Origin of the sequence: Rhizobium sp. BK619 (genome assembly GCF_014195245.1) — a bacterium.
GTDB lineage: Bacteria > Pseudomonadota > Alphaproteobacteria > Rhizobiales > Rhizobiaceae > Rhizobium > Rhizobium acidisoli.
Genome location: NZ_JACIBH010000006.1, coordinates 113,464 through 133,877, shown reverse-complemented (window position 1 = coordinate 133,877; position 20,414 = coordinate 113,464). Strand labels below are relative to the sequence as shown.

At 60.5% G+C, this 20,414-nt stretch carries 26 protein-coding genes; 20 read left to right on the top strand and 6 right to left on the bottom strand.

All coding sequences use genetic code 11. The annotated features are described in order from the left end of the window. The first annotated feature begins 32 nt into the window (after positions 1-32). The 8 genes from FHX14_RS12940 (at position 33) to FHX14_RS12905 (ending at position 3,549) form a co-directional block, all read left to right on the top strand. A complete protein-coding gene (locus tag FHX14_RS12940; protein WP_184377360.1) occupies positions 33-629 on the top strand; it encodes a DsbA family protein in 597 nt (198 codons plus the stop codon). Positions 630-741: 112 nt separating this feature from the next. Continuing rightward, positions 742-1,302, top strand: coding sequence for an FMN reductase (gene msuE / locus FHX14_RS12935; protein WP_184377359.1), 561 nt, complete (start codon positions 742-744; stop codon positions 1,300-1,302). A gap of 33 nt (positions 1,303-1,335) precedes the next feature. Beyond that, on the top strand, positions 1,336-1,509 hold the full coding sequence (locus FHX14_RS12930) for a hypothetical protein (RefSeq protein ID WP_184377358.1): 174 nt from the start codon (positions 1,336-1,338) through the stop codon (positions 1,507-1,509). A 35-nt stretch (positions 1,510-1,544) separates the two neighbouring features. After that, positions 1,545-1,712, top strand: a complete 168-nt coding sequence (locus FHX14_RS12925; RefSeq protein ID WP_184377357.1) for a hypothetical protein — start codon at positions 1,545-1,547, stop codon at positions 1,710-1,712. 13 nt (positions 1,713-1,725) lie between these two features. Next, a complete protein-coding gene (locus FHX14_RS12920; RefSeq protein WP_184377356.1) occupies positions 1,726-1,878 on the top strand; it encodes a hypothetical protein in 153 nt (50 codons plus the stop codon). Then, positions 1,875-2,456, top strand: coding sequence for an alpha/beta fold hydrolase (locus FHX14_RS12915; protein WP_184377355.1), 582 nt, complete (start codon positions 1,875-1,877; stop codon positions 2,454-2,456). Before FHX14_RS12920 ends, FHX14_RS12915 begins: the two co-directional genes overlap by 4 nt. 11 nt (positions 2,457-2,467) lie before the next feature. Next, positions 2,468-2,776, top strand: a complete 309-nt coding sequence (locus tag FHX14_RS12910) for a hypothetical protein (protein WP_184377354.1) — start codon at positions 2,468-2,470, stop codon at positions 2,774-2,776. Between the two features lie 2 nt (positions 2,777-2,778). Beyond that, entirely contained in the window at positions 2,779-3,549 is a 771-nt protein-coding gene (locus FHX14_RS12905; protein ID WP_184377353.1) for a gamma-glutamylcyclotransferase, read from the top strand. 13 nt (positions 3,550-3,562) lie between these two features. Here FHX14_RS12905 and FHX14_RS12900 read toward each other — a convergent pair whose 3' ends face one another. Genes FHX14_RS12900 through tauA form a run of 3 tightly spaced genes read right to left on the bottom strand, consistent with a single transcriptional unit; the run spans position 3,563 to position 6,271 of the window. Continuing rightward, a complete protein-coding gene (locus FHX14_RS12900) occupies positions 3,563-4,417 on the bottom strand; it encodes an ABC transporter permease subunit (protein ID WP_184377352.1) in 855 nt (284 codons plus the stop codon). Further along, positions 4,414-5,202 (bottom strand): ABC transporter ATP-binding protein, encoded by a 789-nt coding sequence (locus FHX14_RS12895; protein WP_184377351.1) that lies wholly within the window; start codon positions 5,200-5,202, stop codon positions 4,414-4,416. The genes FHX14_RS12900 and FHX14_RS12895 overlap by 4 nt, the downstream gene beginning before the upstream one ends. A 55-nt stretch (positions 5,203-5,257) precedes the next feature. Beyond that, complete coding sequence (gene tauA, locus FHX14_RS12890; RefSeq protein ID WP_184377350.1) at positions 5,258-6,271, bottom strand: taurine ABC transporter substrate-binding protein; 1,014 nt, start codon at positions 6,269-6,271, stop codon at positions 5,258-5,260. Between the two features lie 225 nt (positions 6,272-6,496). Between tauA and FHX14_RS12885 the strand changes: the two genes are divergently transcribed. Further along, complete coding sequence (locus FHX14_RS12885; RefSeq protein ID WP_184377349.1) at positions 6,497-7,867, top strand: FAD/NAD(P)-binding protein; 1,371 nt, start codon at positions 6,497-6,499, stop codon at positions 7,865-7,867. Between the two features lie 146 nt (positions 7,868-8,013). Next, positions 8,014-8,709: a GntR family transcriptional regulator gene (locus FHX14_RS12880; RefSeq protein ID WP_184377348.1), complete on the top strand. Its 696-nt coding sequence runs from the start codon at positions 8,014-8,016 to the stop codon at positions 8,707-8,709. A 255-nt stretch (positions 8,710-8,964) separates the two neighbouring features. Here FHX14_RS12880 and FHX14_RS12875 read toward each other — a convergent pair whose 3' ends face one another. From FHX14_RS12875 to FHX14_RS12865, 3 genes are all read right to left on the bottom strand, one after another. Continuing rightward, positions 8,965-9,603, bottom strand: a complete 639-nt coding sequence (locus FHX14_RS12875) for a LysE family translocator (protein WP_184377347.1) — start codon at positions 9,601-9,603, stop codon at positions 8,965-8,967. 124 nt (positions 9,604-9,727) lie between these two features. Then, complete coding sequence (locus FHX14_RS12870) at positions 9,728-10,534, bottom strand: AraC family transcriptional regulator (RefSeq protein ID WP_348649243.1); 807 nt, start codon at positions 10,532-10,534, stop codon at positions 9,728-9,730. Between the two features lie 129 nt (positions 10,535-10,663). Further along, a complete protein-coding gene (locus tag FHX14_RS12865) occupies positions 10,664-10,861 on the bottom strand; it encodes a hypothetical protein (protein ID WP_184377345.1) in 198 nt (65 codons plus the stop codon). 406 nt (positions 10,862-11,267) lie between these two features. On the opposite strand from FHX14_RS12865, the gene FHX14_RS12860 reads away from it, so the two are divergent. From FHX14_RS12860 to FHX14_RS12815, 10 genes are all read left to right on the top strand, one after another. Then, on the top strand, positions 11,268-11,870 hold the full coding sequence (locus tag FHX14_RS12860; RefSeq protein WP_184377344.1) for an amino acid synthesis family protein: 603 nt from the start codon (positions 11,268-11,270) through the stop codon (positions 11,868-11,870). Between the two features lie 12 nt (positions 11,871-11,882). After that, a complete protein-coding gene (locus FHX14_RS12855; RefSeq protein ID WP_184377343.1) occupies positions 11,883-12,728 on the top strand; it encodes an alpha/beta fold hydrolase in 846 nt (281 codons plus the stop codon). Next, positions 12,725-13,660, top strand: a complete 936-nt coding sequence (locus tag FHX14_RS12850; RefSeq protein WP_184377342.1) for a flavin reductase family protein — start codon at positions 12,725-12,727, stop codon at positions 13,658-13,660. Before FHX14_RS12855 ends, FHX14_RS12850 begins: the two co-directional genes overlap by 4 nt. Beyond that, a complete protein-coding gene (locus tag FHX14_RS12845; RefSeq protein WP_184377341.1) occupies positions 13,657-14,697 on the top strand; it encodes an LLM class flavin-dependent oxidoreductase in 1,041 nt (346 codons plus the stop codon). Before FHX14_RS12850 ends, FHX14_RS12845 begins: the two co-directional genes overlap by 4 nt. 4 nt (positions 14,698-14,701) lie before the next feature. Further along, on the top strand, positions 14,702-16,165 hold the full coding sequence (locus tag FHX14_RS12840) for an aldehyde dehydrogenase (RefSeq protein ID WP_184377340.1): 1,464 nt from the start codon (positions 14,702-14,704) through the stop codon (positions 16,163-16,165). 5 nt (positions 16,166-16,170) lie between these two features. Further along, positions 16,171-16,494, top strand: coding sequence for an NIPSNAP family protein (locus FHX14_RS12835; protein WP_184377339.1), 324 nt, complete (start codon positions 16,171-16,173; stop codon positions 16,492-16,494). A 49-nt stretch (positions 16,495-16,543) separates the two neighbouring features. Then, complete coding sequence (locus FHX14_RS12830) at positions 16,544-17,554, top strand: ABC transporter substrate-binding protein (RefSeq protein ID WP_184377338.1); 1,011 nt, start codon at positions 16,544-16,546, stop codon at positions 17,552-17,554. Between the two features lie 112 nt (positions 17,555-17,666). After that, positions 17,667-18,539: an ABC transporter permease gene (locus tag FHX14_RS12825; RefSeq protein WP_012556339.1), complete on the top strand. Its 873-nt coding sequence runs from the start codon at positions 17,667-17,669 to the stop codon at positions 18,537-18,539. A 1-nt stretch (position 18,540) separates the two neighbouring features. Further along, positions 18,541-19,341 (top strand): ABC transporter permease, encoded by an 801-nt coding sequence (locus FHX14_RS12820; RefSeq protein ID WP_003591609.1) that lies wholly within the window; start codon positions 18,541-18,543, stop codon positions 19,339-19,341. Beyond that, positions 19,338-20,414 carry an ABC transporter ATP-binding protein gene (locus tag FHX14_RS12815; RefSeq protein WP_184377337.1) on the top strand — a complete coding sequence of 359 codons (1,077 nt, stop codon included), beginning with the start codon at positions 19,338-19,340 and terminating at the stop codon, positions 20,412-20,414. Before FHX14_RS12820 ends, FHX14_RS12815 begins: the two co-directional genes overlap by 4 nt.

The window sequence follows — 20,414 nt, the reverse complement described above, 5'->3', positions numbered from 1 at the left end:
CAGAAGCATCATCCAACGAGGAACATTCATCAGTGACCAAAACGGTAGAATACTTCTTTTCGATCGGATCGCCCTGGTCTTACATCGGCTTCGACGCCTTCATCGAACTGGCGGCCAAGAACGACGTCGTCGTCACGCCCTATCTGACGACGGTGGTCGAGGAAAATGGCGGTATCTTCTCGCGCAACCGTCCGGAGATCCGGCGCGCCTATTGGATGCGCGACCTCAAGCGTTGGGCGCGCGTGCGCGGGAAGGAATTGCGGCTCGAACATCGCCCGGAGCTGAGCGATCCGACGCCGGCCTCCCTTTTCGTGATCGCCGCCTATCTCGACGGGCAGGATTGGACCGGCGTCAGCAGGGCCTTGCAGCATGCCTTCTGGAGCGAGGCGAGGGATATCGGCAAACCCGATGTGCGCGAGGCGATCGTCACATCGGCAGGTTTCGACGGCGCGGCACTGCTCAGGCGGCAAGCCGACGACGACGTCCAGAACAAGTGGTCGGCAGACCGGGTGCACGCGCGCGACAGCGGCGTTTTCGGTTTTCCCACCTATGTCCATGACGGCGAGACCTATTGGGGGCAGGACAATCTGCCCTTCCTCGAGCGACATCTTCGCGGCGACAGACCGTAGGAGGATCACCGAGACGAATGTTTTTTCCACCGAGCGCGGAAGGAGAGACGCTCATTCCTTTAATCCAGTAATTTTATAGACAATATTTGAAGCAACAGAGAGAGGAAAAACCATGTCAGGTTTCAAACTCGTCGGCATTGCCGGCAGCTTCAACCGTCCATCGAAGACACTGGCGCTCGTCCGGCATGTGGCCGACCGCGCCAGCCTCCGATACGGCTTTACCAGCAAGACCTATGATCTGCACGATCTCGGCCCGTCACTGGGCCACGCCTTGTGGCGCAAAGACCTCGACGAGCAGGCCAGGCGTGTCGTCGACGAGATCGTCAAGGCCGATGCCTTGATCATCGGCTCGCCGACTTACAAGGGCTCTTATCCCGGTCTGTTCAAACATCTGATCGATCTGATCGACCCGCAGGAACTTCGGAGCAAGCCGATCATCATCACGGCGACGGGCGGCGGCGACCGGCACGCGTTGATGGTCGAGCATCAGCTTCGGCCGCTGTTCGGTTTTTTCATGGCCCATACGCTGCCGACGGCGGTTTATGCGTCCGACCGCGATTTCGCGGATTACGCGGTTTCATCGGAGGCGCTCTCAAACCGCATCAGCGAAGTGATTGGCGAGTTGGCAGCCTTCTTTCCCGTAGCAAGCCCGGCGATAGCGGCGGCCGAATAGGGATCGTCGCGATCCCGATCTTAGGAGACAGCGATGGACGATGCGGAACGGCCGGGATCAGGCGAGCAATTGTGGAGCGTCTTTGAATTCGCCCGACGATACCGCCTCGCCAAGCGGGAAGAGAACCGCCTGTTGATGCTCTACGGACCGAGTGCATCGCTTCGCGATCTTCTTGCCAATGCGCAACGTCATTCGCTGATTTCCTAACCGCCGAAGATATCGGTCCCCGACAGGAGGTGCGCATGAAGCTTGACTTCTTTTCCCGGCTGAAAAGCGCGATCGGCCAATTCTTCCAGCGCAAGGCGCGGGTGCCTGTAAACGGATTGTTTGCTCGTGACGAAGAGCGAGACCGGTCGGCCCGTGAATATGAACTCCATTATTGGGGTGCGATGCCCGGACTTTGGTATTGAGGAGGGCGGTGTGATGGCAACCGTCGTCGAGACCGGCCTTCGTCGGCACGGCATGAGAAGACCGACAGGCAGCGTCATGCCGCAATTCCGGCATGCGGCCGGAATCTGCACGATCGTCAGTTCCTTCACGTTCCTCTTTGCCCTGGTAATCGGGCTGATCCAATGAGCGAAGTCCTTATTCTTCCCGGACTTTTCGGCTCAGGAGAGGGGCATTGGCAACAGCACTGGCTGCAGGATCAGCCGGGCAGCCTTTGCGTCGCCCAGGACGACTGGGCTAATCCGGACCTCGACACCTGGCTGCCGCGCCTTGAAGGCGTGCTCGAAGAGGCCGGTGAGGCCTACCTAGTCGCCCATAGTCTCGGATGCCTGCTCGCCGCCCGGCTGGCCGGGCGAAGCGCTGCCCGCCGCGTGAAAGGGGCATTGCTCGTTGCTCCCTGCGATCTGCCGGCGACGGAAGCGCTGCATCCCGGGCATATCTCGTTCGGCGGCATGCCGACAGCGCCTTTGCCATTTCCGAGCATCGTTATCGGCAGCATGAACGACGCCTACATGACGGTCGACCGGCTGACGCTTTTCGGCCGGCTGTGGAATGCCGAGACCAGGAATATCGGCCTTGCCGGGCACATCAATATTGCCAGCGGTTTTGGCCGCTGGCGTACCGGTTACCGGCTGCTGGATGCCTTGAAGACGCGCGTCGGCGATCGAAGACGTATCGTTTCGGCGCGGCCGGCTTTTGCGATGTGAATGGAAGTGGAATGTCCGACATTGTCGACGATCTCCTGCGCCTGAGCGAAGATCCCCATGCCGACCCGAGGAGCCGGCGCCGGCAAACCATGGAGCGATTGGTAGAGACGCTACTTGCCATGGCCGATGCCGAAATTGGGCCGGGAGAGGTGCAACATCGCCATTCGATCATCCATTTGACGATGATCATCCGGGACATGACGGGCAGGATCGCCGAGGCCGACGACCCGACATTTGCGGCGATCGTCAGGGAAGCCGCGATGCTGATCCGCAGCCTGCAGCGGCGCCAGGCCGACGCGGCCGGATGTACGGTGCATTGAACGTGACCGATATCGCGGAGCATAAACAGGTGACGATCCGGCGAAGCGGGGTTCGGATGCTCGGCCGGACAAGAATGGCTCTCACCGACGAACTGGTGTCGCTCAGCCTTCGCCCGGAGATCGACCCCGGCCCCGAGCCGCACCGGGTACCGCTTACCGAGGCGGAGCTGGAGCTATTCGCCAAGCGGCTTCTCGATGAAGCCGAGGGCGCGCCGCTTTGGGTCTTCGCCTATGGATCATTGATATGGAAGCCGGACTTCGATGCCGTCGAATGGCAGCGCGGCGCAGCAAGAGGATGGCATCGGTCCTTCTGCCTGAAGATGACCCGCTGGCGGGGAACGCGGATCCAGCCCGGCCTCATGATGGCTCTCGACCGAGGTGGACGATGCAACGGCATTCTCTTCAGGCTTGCCGATGAGGATCGTCTTGGCCAGTTTCGGCGGTTGATCCGCCGTGAAGTCGGCACGGTCGAAGATGCGGCGACGGTTCGCTGGATTCCTGTTGAGACCGCACATGGGTTGGTGCGCGCGCTGGTCTTCTGGGCCGGACCGAAGGGAGAACGCGTGTCTCGCAAACTGCTGTTGGAGACGGTGGCGCGGGTGCTTGCCAGGGCCTGCGGACATATGGGCTCCTGCGCCGAATATCTCTATCTGACGGTGAAGCACCTGGAAGAACGCGGCATCCGGGATCGCAATTTGTGGCGGCTTCAGGAGCTCGTCGCAGACGAGCTCCTGACCATGCATGGTCTGAACGGCGTGGCGGAAAACCGTTAGGCCGCTCCCCCTCTCAGAGCTTGCCTTTCCAGGGCACGAGGAAGGCTTCCAGGAAACGGATCGCAGCCGAGAAGGTGAAGGCGCAGATCGCGATGATGCCGATGCCGACGAAGACGACGTCGGTTGCCAGGAATTGCGACGCCGACATGATCATGAAACCGATCCCGCGCGTCGAGGCGATCAGTTCGGCCGCGACCAGCGTGCCCCAGCCGACGCCGAGCGCAATCCGGATGCCGGTGAGGATCTCGGGCAGGGCGGACGGCAGCACGATATCGATGAAAAGCTGCAGCCGGCTTGCGCCGAGCGAACGGGCGGCATTGACGCGCTCGATCGGCAGCGAACGAACGCCTGCCTGGGCCGAGAGGCAGATCGGCGCGAACATCGCCAGCACCAACAGCGTGATCTTCGACATTTCACCGATGCCGAGCCAGATGATCATCAGCGGCAGATAGGAGAGGGGCGGAAGCGGCCAGTAGAACTCGATCGGCGCGTCGAGCACTCCCTTCGCCCAGCGGTTCAGGCCCATGAGCAGTCCCAGCGGAATGCCGGCGGAGATGGCGATGAGGGCGGCGACGATGATGCGGAACAGGCTGGCAAAGACATGTTCGGACAGCGACGCTCCGGCATAACCGTCGCGATAGATGAGGCCGATCTGGGTCAGCACTTCATCCGGACGCGGCAGAAACAGGTGCGGGACGACGCCGAGTGCGGATACAATCCACCACAGCAGCAGGATTGCCAGGGCCGTGGCGGCGCTGATCGCCACCGTCGGTCTCTCGCCGGCGCCGAAGCTTGCCATTTTCACCAGCTTGACCTGACGATCCTCTCTCTGCGCCGCAATCGGCGGGGCATGGACGATGTCGCTCATGCCGCACTCCTCAAATCTTCGCTGCTGTGGAGAATGGCGCGGATTTCCTCGCGCAGCTCGGCAAATTGCGGCGACGCCTTGATTGCCCGGGCATCGCCGGTTTCGGCGAAGCGCTTGACGAAATCGAGATCGAAGCGGGCAACGACGCGCCCCGGTCGAGGGGACATGACGAGGACCTGCGTGCCCAGGAACAAGGCCTCTTCGATCGAATGGGTGATGAAGAAAACCTTCTTTGCCGTCTTGTTCCAGATGGAAACCAGCAGTTCCTGCATCTGCTCGCGGGTCAGGCTGTCGAGCGCGCCGAAAGGCTCGTCCATCAGCAGGATGTCGGGATTGGTCGCAAGCGCCCGGGCGATGCCGACCCGCTGGCGCATGCCGCCCGACAGTTCATAGGGAAAGGCATTGGCGAATTCGTCGAGGCCGACGAGCCGGAGCAGTTCGAGCGCGCGCGTTTGGCGCTCCCTCCGGCTAACGCCGGAAAATTTCAAACCGAGCGCGACATTGTCGGCCACCGACTTCCAGGGCAGCAGCGAGTCTTTCTGAAAGACGACGCCGCGATCGGCGCCCGGCCGCTCGACCGCGCGGCCGTCGAGCGTGATCCGGCCCTCGGAAAGCGGAAGGAAACCGGCAATCGCGTTCAAAAGGGTTGATTTGCCGCATCCCGAGGCGCCGAGCGCGACGACGAAGCCCCGCTCGGGGATATCGAAGGAAACGCGATCGAGCGCGTGGACGGTCCGCCCGTCGCGGGCTGCGAAGAAAACGCTGGCATGGTCGACTTTAAGCATGGTGCCGCTCGCAAGTTCGACGCCGGCGCGACAGGCGCGCCGGCGTCAGGGAGGATCAGTTGCTGACGCCGGCGAGTGCGTCTGCGGTGACGAAGGCGCCGTAATTTTCCAGCACCTCGGAGACCTTGCCCTGTTCCTTCAGGAACGATGCCGTGTCCTTGAGGATCTTGCCGGCGCCCGCCTTTTCGCCGCCGCCGAGCCAGGCGTCCGATGCCTGGACCTCGGGGGTGAGCAGCGTCAGGTTCTTCAGGGCCGAGGCCTGCTGCTCGGGCGTTCCGCCGAGAAGTTTGGAGAGCGACTTGGCATTGTCGCTGTCGGGGCCCCAGGCCGCTTTATCGGATGCGAAGGAGGCGTAGTATTTGTTGATGACCGAGGCGAAGCCCTTCAGGAATTCCGGGTTGTCGGCGGCAAATTTCGAGGTCGCCACCCAGGCCGAGAATGTCGGCGCGCCCTTGTCCGCCACGTCCTTGGAGGTCACCAGAACTTTTCCGTTCTTCTTGAGCTCGGTCAGAGCCGGATCCCAGACGAAACCGCCATCGATATCGCCGCGATTGTAACTCGCAACGATCTCCGGCTGCGGGATTGCGAAGACCTGGACGTCTTTCTCGGTCAGCCCCAGCGACTTGATCAGCGCCAGGAGCTGATAATGGTCGGTGGAAACGGGCGCTGCGGCAAGCTTCTTGCCTTTCAGATCGTTCAGGCTTTCGATGCCGGAGCCGTTGCGGACGACGAGGGCTTCGTCGATGCCGGAGATGGAGGCGAGGTAGAAGGCCTTGACCTCGAGCCCGCGCGAGACTGCAGCCGCAAACGGGCTGGAGCCGACATAGCCGACCTGGACGTCGCCGGAGGCGATCGCCGCAAAGATCTCGGCGCCGGAATTGAACCTGCGGAAATCGATGTCGTATCCTGTGTCCTTGGCGAATTCGCCGTTGGCGATCGCCACCGAAGACGGCAAGGCGTCGGTTTGATAGCCGACGACGACCTTTTTATCCGCCGCCTCGGCGACCATCGCCGCTGCAAGAGTGCCGACGCCCAAGGCAATTGCGGCAACCAAATTTTTGAAATTCATCCTGAGCCCCTTTGTTTGCAGGGCCAGCCGGCCCCGTGATCTCACCTTCAAAAGGGTAATGGTTGAGAAGGGGCTGGCGGGAGGAATAACAAACTATATTTATAGACTATATAGATAATTGTTTTCGTGATTCTGCCGCTCGTGCGGTCCGCCGGACCGGCGGGCGACGTCAGGGCTTGAATGACGAGATGTCGCGACAGAGTTTGAAGCTTCAGGGAGAATGCATTGATATACGATGTGATCGTCGTCGGTTCCGGTTTTTCAGCGATCGCTGTGACCTGCAATCTCATCGAGCAGCTTCCCGCTTCGGCGAAGGTTGCCGTCGTCGGCGACGATCCCGGTTTCGGGCGCGGGACGGCATACCGGACGGAACTCTATCTCCATCGTCTCAACGTTCCCGCCGGCCGCATGAGCCTGCTGCCCCACCATCCCGACGATTTCGTCGACTGGCTGAAAAGCAATGGGCGTCCGCTGCAGGCGGGAGATTTCGCCTCGCGCAGCGATTACGGACTTTATGTCAGGGATACGCTTGCGCGGCTGCTTCGCAAGCGGGAGGGCCGTTGCCGGGTCGACTTCATCAAGGCCAAGGCGGCGGGCTGCGTGGAACGCTATACGAGCACGCTCGCCTTCCATCTCGGCAATGGCGGCGAGATTTCCGGGAAGAACGTGGTACTTTGTCTCGGCGTCGGAAACGCCAACCTTCCGGTCGATCCTGAAGGTGTCCCGCCATTTTTGCGATCCCGGATCATCGAGAACCCGTGGCGGCTCTCCTGGCTGGGGCGCGTCGCACCCTCCGATGCGGTCTGCATCCTTGGCTCCGGCCTGACGATGATCGATCAGGTTCTGGCACTTCGCGCCCATGGCCATAAAGGCATGATCGACGTGCTTTCGCGGCGCGGCTTGGCACCGCTCGGACATGCAAGGACGCCGCCGGCACCGCTGCCGATCGACGTTCACGCGCTTCCCGCTACGATCAGCGGCCTGCTGAAGATCTTGCGGGCGAAAAGCAGGGAGGTCGCCGACTGGCGAAGCGTGATGGACGGCCTGAGGCCGGTGACACAGGCTCTCTGGCAACGGCTTTCGAGCGAGGAGCGGGCGCGTTTCCTGCGGCATGCGCTTCCCTGGTGGAACATCCACCGTCACCGGGTCGCGCCCGACGTCTTTGCCGGGTTCGAGAAGCTGGTCTCGGACGGAACCGTTCGCTTCCACGCAGGCTTCCTGAAATCTGTGGCGACGGACGAAGGCAGGCTCGTCGCCGGATACAGGGTCAGAGCGAAGCGCGAGATCGCCGAAATCCGTGCAGACTGGCTGGTCAACTGCACGGGCATGGAGCGCGCCGGCATCAGCCATTCGCCGCTTTTAAAGGAAATGAGCCGGTTTCAGCTGATCGCGCCCGATCCTCTTGGCCTCGGCATCCAGGTGGGTGCGGCTTCCGAGGTGACGGGCTCATCCCGGGTTTCGCCGGCCCGGCTGTTTGCCGTCGGCGCCTTGACGGCAGGGCAATTCTGGGAGATCACCGCCGTCCCGGACATCCGGGTACAGGCGAAGGCCGTGGTCGAAGAAATCGTCAAAGCGAGGCCCAACTCCGACGCATAGGCAGACAATCTTGAGATCGGCACGGTGCTGTTGAATTGCTGGCCGTCGACAGCTACAGTATTTGGTAGGCCATAATACGATTCCTGAATTCGGCTGCCGCGGCGAAGCTTGAGCTTGCGAAGCCAATCCAAACACTGAGGTACAGCATGAGCGGTGCACTGAAGGACGCAGCAATCAGGGTCGAGCGTCCTGCGAAGACATTGCGGGAATTGGCGCTCGACAAAGTTCGCGAGGCCATCGTCAACGGATACTTTCGTCCCGGAGACCGCCTCGTCGAGCGCGACCTCTGCGCCCAGCTCGGCGTCAGCCGGACGGTGGTGCGCGAGGTTCTGAGACATCTGGAATCTGAAGGGCTCGTCGCCAATCTGCCGAACAAGGGACCGATCGTCGCCCTGCTGGATATCGAGGAAGCCAAACAGATCTATGAGATTCGCGGTGCGCTCGAAGGCATGGCGGCGCGGCTATGCGCGGAGCGCGGCAGCCCCGAGATCGTCGCCGCGCTCGAGGAATCCCTGACCGCCATCCGCAACAGCTATCGCGAAGAGGATATGGCGGCCGTGCTTGCCAATACCTCTTCCTTCTATCAAACGCTGTTCACCATGGTCGACAGGCATGTCGCCTGGGGCGTCGTCAATCTCCTCACCGTGCGTATCAATCACCTACGCTCGATGACGATCAAGACCGAACGGCGCGGCATCGAGGGTCCGCTGCAGATGTCGAAGATCATCGACGCCATCCGCCGCGGCGACGGCGAGGGAGCCCAGCGGGCCGCGATGGATCATGTCGCGGCCGCCAGCGCAATTGCCGAGGCGGTGCTGTCCGCTCAGAAGCCTGCCGAATAGGTTGGCACGTCAACTACCGCTGTCTTTGCAGGAGGCTGCCAGCAGGGGGCTTTGCATCGACATTGTCGATGCCTGTCGCCTGCATCCGCAATCAGTTCCCGGCCGGCGTTGCGTCGGTCCGAAACGATTCTATCGTCCTCATGCGTTGGGAGGCTGAACAATTGCATTGTTTACTCCTCCCAGCGCTTCATCATTCGCGCCGGTAACTTGGCGACGCCTAGCTTGAGGTGTCATAAGAATCGCAATTCAAGAATATCACGCGCCTTTGCTTCCGAAGAAGGCAGCCATGAACCCCAAACCGACGAGAATAATGCCGCTCACATAGCGTTCGATAGTAAGATAGTTGGCGTTGCGCTTCAGCCAGTTTCCGAAGCCTCCCGCCACCATTGCGTAGCTACCGTCGGTCATAATTCCAAGAATGGTGTAAATCATCCCAAGTATGAGAGTCTGAGCTGCAACCGATCCACGGGACGGATCGATGAATTGAGGCAAGAAGGCCAGAAAGAACAGAACCGTCTTAGGATTGAGAAGGTTTATTGCAAATCCGTCGCGAAACAAATGACCGTAGGGATATGGTTTAATGGGCACGGTCTCATCGAAAGAAACAGGTCGGGAAAGAATCTTCTGGATCCCTATTCCAATCAGGTATGCCGCACCGGCATATTTTACCACTTCCAACGCTATTGGCGATGAGGCGACCATGGCTGAAAGCCCCAACGCTGCAGCAACTATATGTACCCCCGTCGCAACGTGAATTCCGAGAATTGAAACAACACCAGCAACACGTCCCTGCTCAACAGAACGAGCAAAGATATACAAAACTGCCGGCCCGGGAATCAGCAGCAAAGTCAATGCCGCAGCGATGAACATAGCGAGTGTACCGGTGGCGGGCATTTTTATTCCTCCTGCTTGCTCCCCCGGACTGTTGCTGATCTAGGGCGAACGGTTGTGTACCATCTACGTTTTGTCGGACTATCGCAGCGGGATTTCACACAGGAGGTTCCGTTAGTCTTGAACGCTATAAACTTCGCGCGAAAAATGCGGGTGTCACGCCTGTGGTTTGTTTAAACAATCGGGTCAGGTGACTCTGGTCGGCGAAGCCGACGAGTGCTGCCACCTCGGCGGGCGGTGTACCGGCCCTAAGCAAGTTCCGAGCATGACTAATCCGCAACTGTGTCTGATAGGCATGCGGAGGCATCCCCATGCATGACCGAAACGACCTAACGAGATAGACTGGATTCAATCCCACGACATCGGCGAGACAAGCCAAAGATACACGCTCGTTGTAATGCGCATGCAGAAAATCACGAATCACTTTGATATGTTTCGGTTCTCTGTTGTCGACGCGCCACGACTCTTGCTCATTGCGTTGAGACACCAGCATCTCAACGCAAAGCGCCAGGATCGTGTCACATCCAAGAAAGCCATCATCAACCTCAAGCCGCCTGTGAGCTGCACTCAACGCACTAAAAAGACTAGAATCTTGCAAGGAAATATGGGCGGGACATGAAGCTTTCTTCCCCAAAGCTATCATGTAGTCGTCCATGAATTTTCTGGACAAAAATAGGCACCTATAACTTAGGGGCTGCTCGTTTCCAGGAAGGCAAGAATGAACAACGCCAGGATGGATCAAATTGATGCTTCCCGGCTTTAACGCCACCTCTGCTCGACCATACGAGAATATCATCGTCCCGCTTTCATGCAGGTGAACAGCGTACGTGTCGTGAAAATGCTTTGGAAAGCGATGATAACTTTGCGAGACTTTAGACAATTCAACACCAGATATAGCATTGCTTTGCCATAATTTAATTTCAGCTCTTTTCACGCTAAGTACCAAAGCCCGTACCTCCAGGCGATTTTCAGCCTTTTCATATCATATTTTATGGTGGTTGATGGTCTCGCTACCTACGAGGCTCCGAGAGGCAGCAACAAGTATCTGACACCTGAGTAAGTCTCAGCGCGGCATCACGAGGGCAAACAGCCATCCTCCGGTGATCCGACGCCGTCGCGCCGACATTGACATACGAAGCTGGTCATCGAGGCGGCCAAGCCGCTCGACATCAAGGGCGCTCATGTCAGCCTGAAGGGATTGAAGCTGATCTGAAAAGCACAGGCAAGCTTGAATCGGCGCTCCTAAAACAATCTGCAACATTGACCGAGTATCGAACCCGTTGCTGCATATCCAAACCTAGAGTGGTTCCGTCTCTGGAGTAGCACCCGTCAGCTACTGTATATCCGTGTCCCTTGGATGTTCGGGCAATGAGGAGAATTCAAACTCCAAGCTTGACATCCAACTTTGCGCGATGTGATGGTATGCCATAATCAATAATATCGAAGGCGGTCTTATGGGCCGGGATAATATTGGCGTTCTAACGTGTCGCGTCACTACGAGCCGCCGTCGCGCCGTCCGGCTCTAGAGCTGAAGGAACAAGCGTTTCCGGGCGGCGGAGCGCGCACGCCAAGCCAATCTTCGGACTTTATTTCTTCTTCGCCAAAACCAAGTTGACACCCATATATTATGGTATACCATAATACGAAATAGAGAGATGAGGTTTTCCATGGCTATTCAAATTCGCAAGACGGGACTGCAGATCGAAACGACGCTGATCGAAGGCGGCAAGGCCGCGGCGGTGCCGCTGAAACTGTTTTCCGCTTTCGCGGTCGTGAAGAACCCCTGGGCGGGGCGCGGCTTCGTCGAGGACCTCAAGCCCGAAATCCACGCCGGCGCGCCGGTTATCGGTGAGTTGCTGACCAAGATGATCATCAATGCGGTCGGTTCCGGCGATGCCGTCGAGGCCTATGGCAAGGCCGCCGTCGTCGGTCTGGACGGTGAGATCGAACACGCTTCCGCGCTCATCCACACGCTGCGCTTCGGCAATTTTTATCGCCATGCCGTCGGCGCCAAATCCTATCTCGCCTTCTGCAATACCCGCGGTCCAGCCAATGCGCCGATCATGATCCCGCTGATGGACAAGAATGACGAAGGCCGCCGTTCGCACTATCTCACGATCCAGACCTCGATTCCCGACGCGCCTGCCGCCGACGAGATCGTCGTGGCTCTCGGCGCTTCGGTGGGCGGGCGTCCGCATCATCGCATTGGCGACCGCTACCAGGATCTGAAGGATCTTGGGCAGGACGTCGCCAATCCTGCGGGCGTTTGAAAGGGCTCTGAGATGCTGACAGCCGGATCGATCTCAGGTGCCGCTGCAGCAAAGAGCGCCGCCGGTGACTTGCCCCGCAACAAGACGGCAAGCGGAACGGCCTATCACCAGGCCGGCAGTGGTGAACCGCTGGTTCTCATCCATGGCGTTGGCATGCGCCTTGAGGCCTGGGCTCCGCAGATCGCATTTCTGTCGGCCGGCCATCGCGTCATCGCTGTCGACATGCCGGGGCATGGCGAGAGCGCAAAACTGCCGACGGGCAGCCGGCTCGAGGAGTTTGTCGCCTGGTTCGGCCGCTTTCTCGATGAGATGGAGATCGAGGCTGCGAATGTTGCCGGCCACTCCATGGGAGCGCTGGTATCGGGAGGGGCGGCGGCGACGTTCGGAAACCGGATCAGCCGTGTCGCCTACCTCAATGGCGTTTTCAGGCGCGACCAGCAGGCGAAGGCTGCCGTGCTCGCACGAGCCGCGGCCATTCCGGTGACGGGCGTGGACAAGGAAGGTCCCCTGGCGCGCTGGTTCGGCGATGATCCCGACAGCGTCGTCGCGCGGGAATTGACGCGGAAATGGCTCAACCTCGTCGATCCGGAAGGCTATGCTGTCGCTTACGCCGCCTTCGCCGGCGGAGACGAGACCTATGCCGATCGCTGGAAAGACGTGGCTGGTCCGGCCCTGTTCCTGACAGGGTCCGATGATCCGAATTCGACGCCCTTGATGGCGACGCAAATGGCGGCGCTCGCGCCGAAGGGCTGGGCCCGTATCGTGGACGGTCATCGTCATATGGTGAACCTGACCGCGCCGGATATCGTAAATTCGCTGCTCGCTGAGTGGCTGTCGTTCGGGGAGGATGGACGATGACGATGCAGACTGTCGACCCAAGAGCATTGCGTGATGCATTCGGCGCTTTTCCCACAGGCGTGACCGTCGTCACCGCCTGCGACGGCGATGGAAATCCGATCGGCTTCACCGCGAACTCCTTCACATCGGTCTCGCTCAACCCACCCTTGCTCCTTGTCTGCCTTGCCAAGACGTCGCGCAATTTCGCCACCATGACCGGAACGCAGCATTTTGCGATCAACGTGCTGTCGGAAACGCAGAAGGACGTGTCGAACACCTTTGCGCGGCCGGTCGAAGACAGATTTGCGGCGGTCGAATGGGCCAGGGGATCGGCTGGCTGCCCGATCTTCTCGAACGTCGCCGCCTGGTTCGAATGCGCCATGGAAGAGGTCGTCGAGGCTGGCGACCACGTCATCCTGATGGGCCGCATCGAATCCTTCGACAATAGCGGCCGCAACGGCCTCGGTTATGCCCGTGGCGGCTACTTCACGCCGACGCTCGCAAGCAAGGCGGTTTCCGCCGCGGCCGAAGGCAATATCGAACTTGCAGCCGTCGTCGAACGCCGCGGCGAGGTTCTGCTCCTCGGCGACGACGTGCTCGCTCTCCCGAGTATCGACGCCCATGACGGCAACCCGACCGAGGCGTTGGAAAAATACCTGGAGGCTCTCACCGGGCTGAAGGTCAGCATCGGCTTTCTCTATTCGGTCTACGAGGGCAAGAGCGATGGCAAGCAGCATATCGTCTACCATGCTGTCGCAGGCGATGGGGAGCCGGCGAGTGGCAGGTTCGTAAAGCCTGACGCACTGGCTGCCGCAAAGTTCAAGACCAGCTCGACCGCCGATATCGTCAACCGTTTCGCCATGGAAAGCTCGATCGGCAATTTCGGCGTCTATTTCGGTGACGAGACCGGCGGCACCATTCATCCCATTCCAGCCAAGGGCGCAAAAGCATGAAGTTCTCCCTCTTCGTCCATATGGAGCGGCTCGACGCCAACCAGAGCCATAAGAGCCTCTATGAGGAATTCATTGCGCTCTGCGAGATCGCCGACAAGGGCGGAATGCATGCGATCTGGACGGGCGAGCACCATGGTATGGATTTCACCATTGCCCCCAATCCGTTCGTGACCATTGCCGATCTCGCGCGCCGCACTTCGCGGGCAAGGCTCGGGACGGGGACGGTGATCGCTCCCTTCTGGCATCCGATCAAGCTCGCCGGCGAAGCGGCGATGACCGACATCATCTGCGACGGAAGGCTCGACATCGGCATTGCGCGCGGGGCCTATTCCTTCGAATACGAGCGCCTGCTGCCCGGCCTCGACGCCTGGAGTGCTGGCCAGCGCATGCGCGAGCTCATACCGGCGGTCAAGGGCATCTGGAACGGCGACTACGCCCATGACGGCGAGTTCTTCAAGTTCCCCGCGACCACCTCGGCGCCGAAGCCGCTGCAGCAGCCGAACCCGCCGATCTGGGTCGCCGCGCGCGATCCGAACTCGCATGAATTTGCCGTCGCCAACGGCTGCAACGTTCAGGTCACACCGCTCTGGCAGGGCGATGACGAGGTCCAGTCGCTGATGGACCGTTTCAACGATGCCTGCGCCAAGAATCCTGATGTCGAGCGGCCGAAGATCATGCTTTTGCGCCATACCTATGTCGGCTCGTCGGAAGACGACGTCGCCCAGGCCGCCCATGAACTCAGCGTTTACTACAACTACTTCTTCGCCTGGTTCAAGAATGAGAAGCCGGTTACCCAGGGCCTGATCGAACGGATTCCGGACGAGCAGATCCGAGCGAACGCCATGCTTTCGGATCAGGTCATGCGCACCAACAATGTCGTTGGCGACGCCCGGACCGTCATCGACCGGCTCAAGGCCTATGAAGCACTCGGCTACGACGAATATTCCTTCTGGATCGACACCGGCATGAGCTTCGAGCGCAAGAAGGCGTCGCTCGAGCGCTTCATCACCGAGGTCATGCCGGCATTTCAGGAGTAGGACCATGCGGCGTTTCCAGCACTATATCGACGGCGAATTCCTAGATGGCGAGGCTTCCTATCCAAGCATCGATCCGGCGACCGGCGCGGTCTGGGCTGATATGCCCGAAGCCCGCGAAGGGGATGTCGACCGGGCTGTGAGCGCTGCCGAGAAGGCGCTTTATGAGGGCCCGTGGGCGAAATTGACGGCCACCCAACGCGGCAAGCTGCTTTATAAGCTCGCCGATCTCGTGGCCGCCAATGCTCAGGTCCTGGCGGAACTGGAGACGCGCGACACCGGCAAGATCATCCGCGAGACATCCGCGCAGATCGCCTATGTCGCCGAATATTATCGTTATTATGCCGGCATCGCAGACAAGATCGAAGGCTCCTACCTGCCGATCGACAAGCCTGACATGGATGTCTGGCTCCGCCGCGAGCCGATCGGCGTCGTTGCGATGGTCGTGCCGTGGAACAGCCAGCTCTTCCTGTCGGCGGTCAAGATCGGCCCGGCGCTCGCCGCCGGCTGCACGATGGTGGTCAAAGCCTCGGAAGACGGGCCGGCGCCGCTTCTCGAATTTGCCCGTCTCGTGCACGAAGCTGGCTTTCCCGCCGGCGTCGTCAACATCATCACCGGTTTCGGCGCCTCCTGCGGTGCGGCGCTTGGCCGTCATCCGAAAGTCGCGCATGTCGCCTTCACCGGCGGTCCCGAGACCGCCCGGCACGTCGTTCGCAACTCGGCCGAAAACCTCGCTTCGACATCGCTCGAACTCGGCGGCAAGTCGCCCTTTATCGTCTTTGCCGATGCCGATCTCGAAAGTGCCGCCAACGCCCAGGTCGCGGGCATTTTCGCTGCGACCGGGCAGAGCTGCGTTGCCGGCTCGCGGCTGATCGTCGAGCGAAGCGTCAAGGATAAATTCGTCGCCCTGCTGCGGGAGAAGGCCGAGGCGATCCGGATCGGCGCGCCGCTCGACATGACGACCGAGATCGGCCCGCTTGCCACCCGGCGCCAGCAGGACAATATCGGTGCACTCGTTACCAGGTCGGTCGAAAGCGGCGCCCGTCTCGTTACCGGCGGACGCAAGATCGACGGCGAAGGCTATTATTTCCTGCCGACGATCCTCGATTGCGACGACGTCGCTTCGCCGTCGCTGATCGAGGAATTCTTCGGCCCGGTCCTCTCCGTCGTCTCCTTCGAGACCGAGGCAGAGGCGCTGAGGCTTGCCAACGACACCCGCTATGGCCTGGCCTCCGGCATCTTCACCCAGAACCTCACCCGGGCGCACCGGCTGATGAAGGGCATCCGGGCCGGCATCGTCTGGGTCAATACCTACCGCGCCGTATCGCCGATCGCGCCCTTCGGCGGCTTCGGCCTGTCGGGCCACGGCAGGGAAGGCGGGATGGCCGCAGCCCTCGACTATACCCGTACCAAGACGATCTGGCTCCGGACCTCGGACGATCCGATCCCCGATCCTTTCGTGATGAGGTGACGCCGATGTTTTACGAAATCCGCACCTATCGGCTGAAGAACGGCACGATCCCGCAATATCTCAAGGTCGTCGAGGAAGAGGGCATCGAGATCCAGAAGAGCCATCTCGGCACGCTGGTCGGCTACTTCTTCTCGGAGATCGGTACGATCAACGAGATCGTCCACATCTGGGCCTTTGCGAGCCTAGATGACAGGGATGCAAGACGCCAGCGGCTTCTCGCCGATCCCCGGTGGCAGGCCTTCCTGCCCAAGATTCGCGCCCTCATCGAGGTGGCGGAAAACAAGATTATGAAGCCAGCAAGCTTTTCTCCCCGGAGCGAGGCGCACTGACGGCATAAGGCATAACCCGTAGGACAAACCACAACAGGGATAAGGGAACATGAAAACGACATTTGCTTTCGCGGCGGTTGCCGCATTCGTCGCGGTCTCCTCGCCGGCCAAAGCCGACAACATGGTCTTCTCGAGCTGGGGCGGAACGACCCAGGATGCGCAGAAGGCGGCATGGGCGAGCCCCTTCACCGAAAAGACCGGCATCACCGTCGTGCAGGACGGCCCGACCGACTACGGCAAGCTGAAGGCCATGGTCGAGGCCGGCGAAGTCACCTGGGACGTCGTCGACGTCGAAGGCGATTATGCCGCCCAGGCCGGCAAGAACGGCCAGCTCGAGAAGCTTGACTTCTCCGTCATCGACAAATCCAAGCTCGATCCGCGCTTCGTCACCGACTATTCGGTCGGCAGCTTCTATTATTCCTTCGTCATTGGCTGTAATGCCGATGCCGTCAAAGCCTGCCCGAAGACATGGGCCGACCTGTTCGATACGGCGAAGTTCCCCGGCAAGCGCACATTCTACAAGTGGTCGGCTCCGGGCGTGATCGAAGCCGCGCTGCTTGCCGACGGCGTGGCTGCCGACAAGCTTTATCCACTTGACCTCGACCGCGCCTTCAAGAAGCTCGATACGATCAAATCGGATATCATCTGGTGGTCGGGCGGCGCCCAGTCGCAGCAGCTCCTGGCATCCGCCGAAGCGCCCTTCGGCAGCGTCTGGAACGGCCGCATGACGGCGCTTGCTGCGACCGGCATCAAGGTTGAAACCTCCTGGGAACAGAACATCACTGCTGCCGATGCACTTGTCGTGCCGAAGGGCTCGCCGAATGTCGAATCCGCGATGAAGTTCATTGCGCTGGCGACCTCGGCCGAACCGCAGGCCGCTCTGGCAAAAGCCACCGGATATGCGCCGATCAATGTCGACTCGGCCAAGCTGATGGACCCGGAAACGGCCAAGACCCTGCCGGACCAGCAGACCGCAAGCCAGGTCAATGCCGATATGACTTATTGGGCCGATAATCGCGATGCCATCGGCGAGAAGTGGTACGCTTGGCAGGCGAAATAAGCCGAAGCTTGAGATCAACGGGCACGGCGAAGGTCGCCGTGCCCCCGCAGTGCCAGTGCGAAATCGGTTGCACCCCGGCGCCTGCGGAAATTGACGGGTGGGAAGGACTGTCATGTCGACGTTTAGCGATGCCTCCGGCGTAGTTGCGCCCTTGCCGAAGATACGCAGGCCAACAGGTTTCAGCGGGGTCGTTCCGGCTTTCGCCTTCGTCGGTATCTTTTTTGTCGTGCCGGTGGCGATACTGCTGTTGCGAAGCGTGCTGGAACCCGTGCCGGGTCTGGGAAACTATGCGCAGCTGATCGGGTCTTCGACCTATCTCAAGATTTTCGCCAACACCTTCATCGTCTCGGGTCTCGTCACGGTGATTTCGCTCGTGATCGGTTTTCCCGTCGCCTGGGCGCTGGCGATCATGCCCGGACGGCTGACCTCGGTGATCTTTGCGATCCTTTTGCTGTCGATGTGGACCAACCTTTTGGCCCGCACCTATGCCTGGATGGTGCTCCTGCAGCGCACCGGGCTCATCAACAAGATGCTGATGGGAATGGGCCTGATCGACCAGCCGCTGGCGCTTGTCAACAATCTGACCGGTGTCACGATCGGCATGACCTATATCATGCTGCCATTCATCATCCTGCCGCTCTACGGCGTGATCAAGAAGATCGACCCGTCGACCCTGCAGGCGGCCGCCCTTTGCGGCGCCAACCGTTGGCAATGCCTGACGCGGGTCCTGCTGCCTTTGGCGATGCCCGGCATGGCGGCCGGCGCCCTGATGGTCTTCGTCATGTCGCTTGGTTATTTTGTCACGCCTTCGCTTCTCGGCGGCACCGCCAACATGATGCTCGCAGAGCTGATCGCGCAATTCGTGCAGTCGCTGGTCAACTGGGGAATGGGCGGTGCTGCGGCGCTGGTTCTCCTGGTGGTGACTCTGTCGCTCTATGCCGTGCAGTTGCGTTTCTTCGGCAACCAGAACCCGGGAGGGCGTTGATATGTTGCTCAATTTCGACCGTCTCGGCTGGTGGAAATACCTCCTTCTCGGCATAACGCTTCTGACCGCAGCCTTCCTGCTGCTGCCGATCGTCTTCATCGCGGCGCTGTCCTTCGGCTCCTCGCAATGGCTGATCTTTCCGCCGCCGGGCTGGACGTTTCAGTGGTACAGCGAACTCTTCGCCGACCCGCGCTGGCTGGAATCGGCTTTGACGAGCCTCAAGATTGCGGTCATCGTAACGATCCTGTCGGTGCTGCTTGGCCTGGTGACGTCGTTCGGACTGGTGCGCGGTTCGTTCATGTTCCGCGATGCGCTGAAAGCGCTGTTCCTCACGCCGATGATCCTGCCGGTCGTGGTTCTCGCGGTTGCGCTCTACGCCTTCTTCCTCAGGATCGGCCTTGGCGGCACCTTGACGGGCTTTGTCATCTCGCACCTCGTCCTGGCGCTGCCCTTCTCGATCCTGTCGATATCGAGTGCGCTTGAAGGTTTCGACAAGTCGATCGAGGATGCGGCGGTGCTCTGCGGCGCCTCGCCCCTTGAGGCAAAGATCAGGGTCACCCTTCCGGCAATCAGCCATGGGCTGTTTTCGGCGGCCGTCTTCTCGTTCCTGACCTCTTGGGACGAGGTGGTGGTGGCGATCTTCATGTCCAGCCCGACCCTGCAGACACTGCCCGTGAAAGTATGGGCGACGCTGCGGCAAGACCTGACGCCCGTTGTCGCAGCTGCGTCGACCCTTCTCATCCTTTTGACGATCATCTTGATGGCCCTGGTTGCCGTCGTGCGTAAGGTACTGAAACAATGAACGAACCATTCCTTCAGATCCGCGGCATACGCAAGGAATACGGCCCTGTGGTCGCCGTGCATGATGTTACCCTCGACGTTCGGCGCGGCGAGTTCCTCACCTTTCTCGGGCCATCCGGATCCGGCAAGAGCACGACGCTCTACATCCTGGCCGGATTTGACAATCCGACGAAAGGCGACATTACGCTGGAGGGCAAGACCCTGCTCGCCACGCCGTCGCACAAGCGCAACATCGGCATGGTGTTCCAGCGCTACACCCTGTTCCCGCATCTGACGGTGGGCGAAAACATCGCCTTTCCACTGAAGGTCCGGCGCAAGTCCAAGGCCGAGATCGACAGCAAGGTGAAGGAGATGCTGCGCCTCGTCCGGCTCGAAGGCTTCGAGGATCGCAAGCCGGCGCAAATGTCCGGCGGCCAGCAGCAGCGCGTCGCGCTTGCCAGAGCCCTTGCCTATGATCCGCCGGTGCTTCTGATGGACGAGCCGCTGTCGGCGCTCGACAAGAAGCTGCGCGAGGAAATCCAGCACGAGATCCGCCGTATCCATCAGCAAACAGAGGTGACGATCCTCTACGTCACGCACGATCAGGAGGAGGCACTGCGGCTCTCCGACCGCATCGCCGTTTTTTCCAAGGGCGTCATCGACCAGATCGGCACCGGCCCCGAACTCTACGCCAATCCCAAGACCCGCTTCGTTGCCGAATTCATCGGTGACAGCGACTTTATTTCCTGCGACCTGCTGTCGTCATCCGATGGACAGGCCACCATTTCGCTCGGCCGCGGAACCGTCTTCAACAGTATTCCGGTGCATGGAAAAGGCGCCTCAGGCACAAAAGCGGCCCTGATGCTGAGGCCGGAGCGCATTCGGCTGTCGCGTGCTCAAGCGGGAGCGGGCCTCGCCGCCACCGTCAGCGACATCACCTTCCTCGGCAACAATATCCACGTTTCCACCGAAACGGCCAACGGCGAGGCGCTGGCGGTTCGTCTGCCGTTCGGTCATGAGGCGATCACCGGGCTCAGCCGCGGCGATACGGTCCATCTGGATTTCGATCCGGGTGCGGCCCACGTGTTCTGTTGA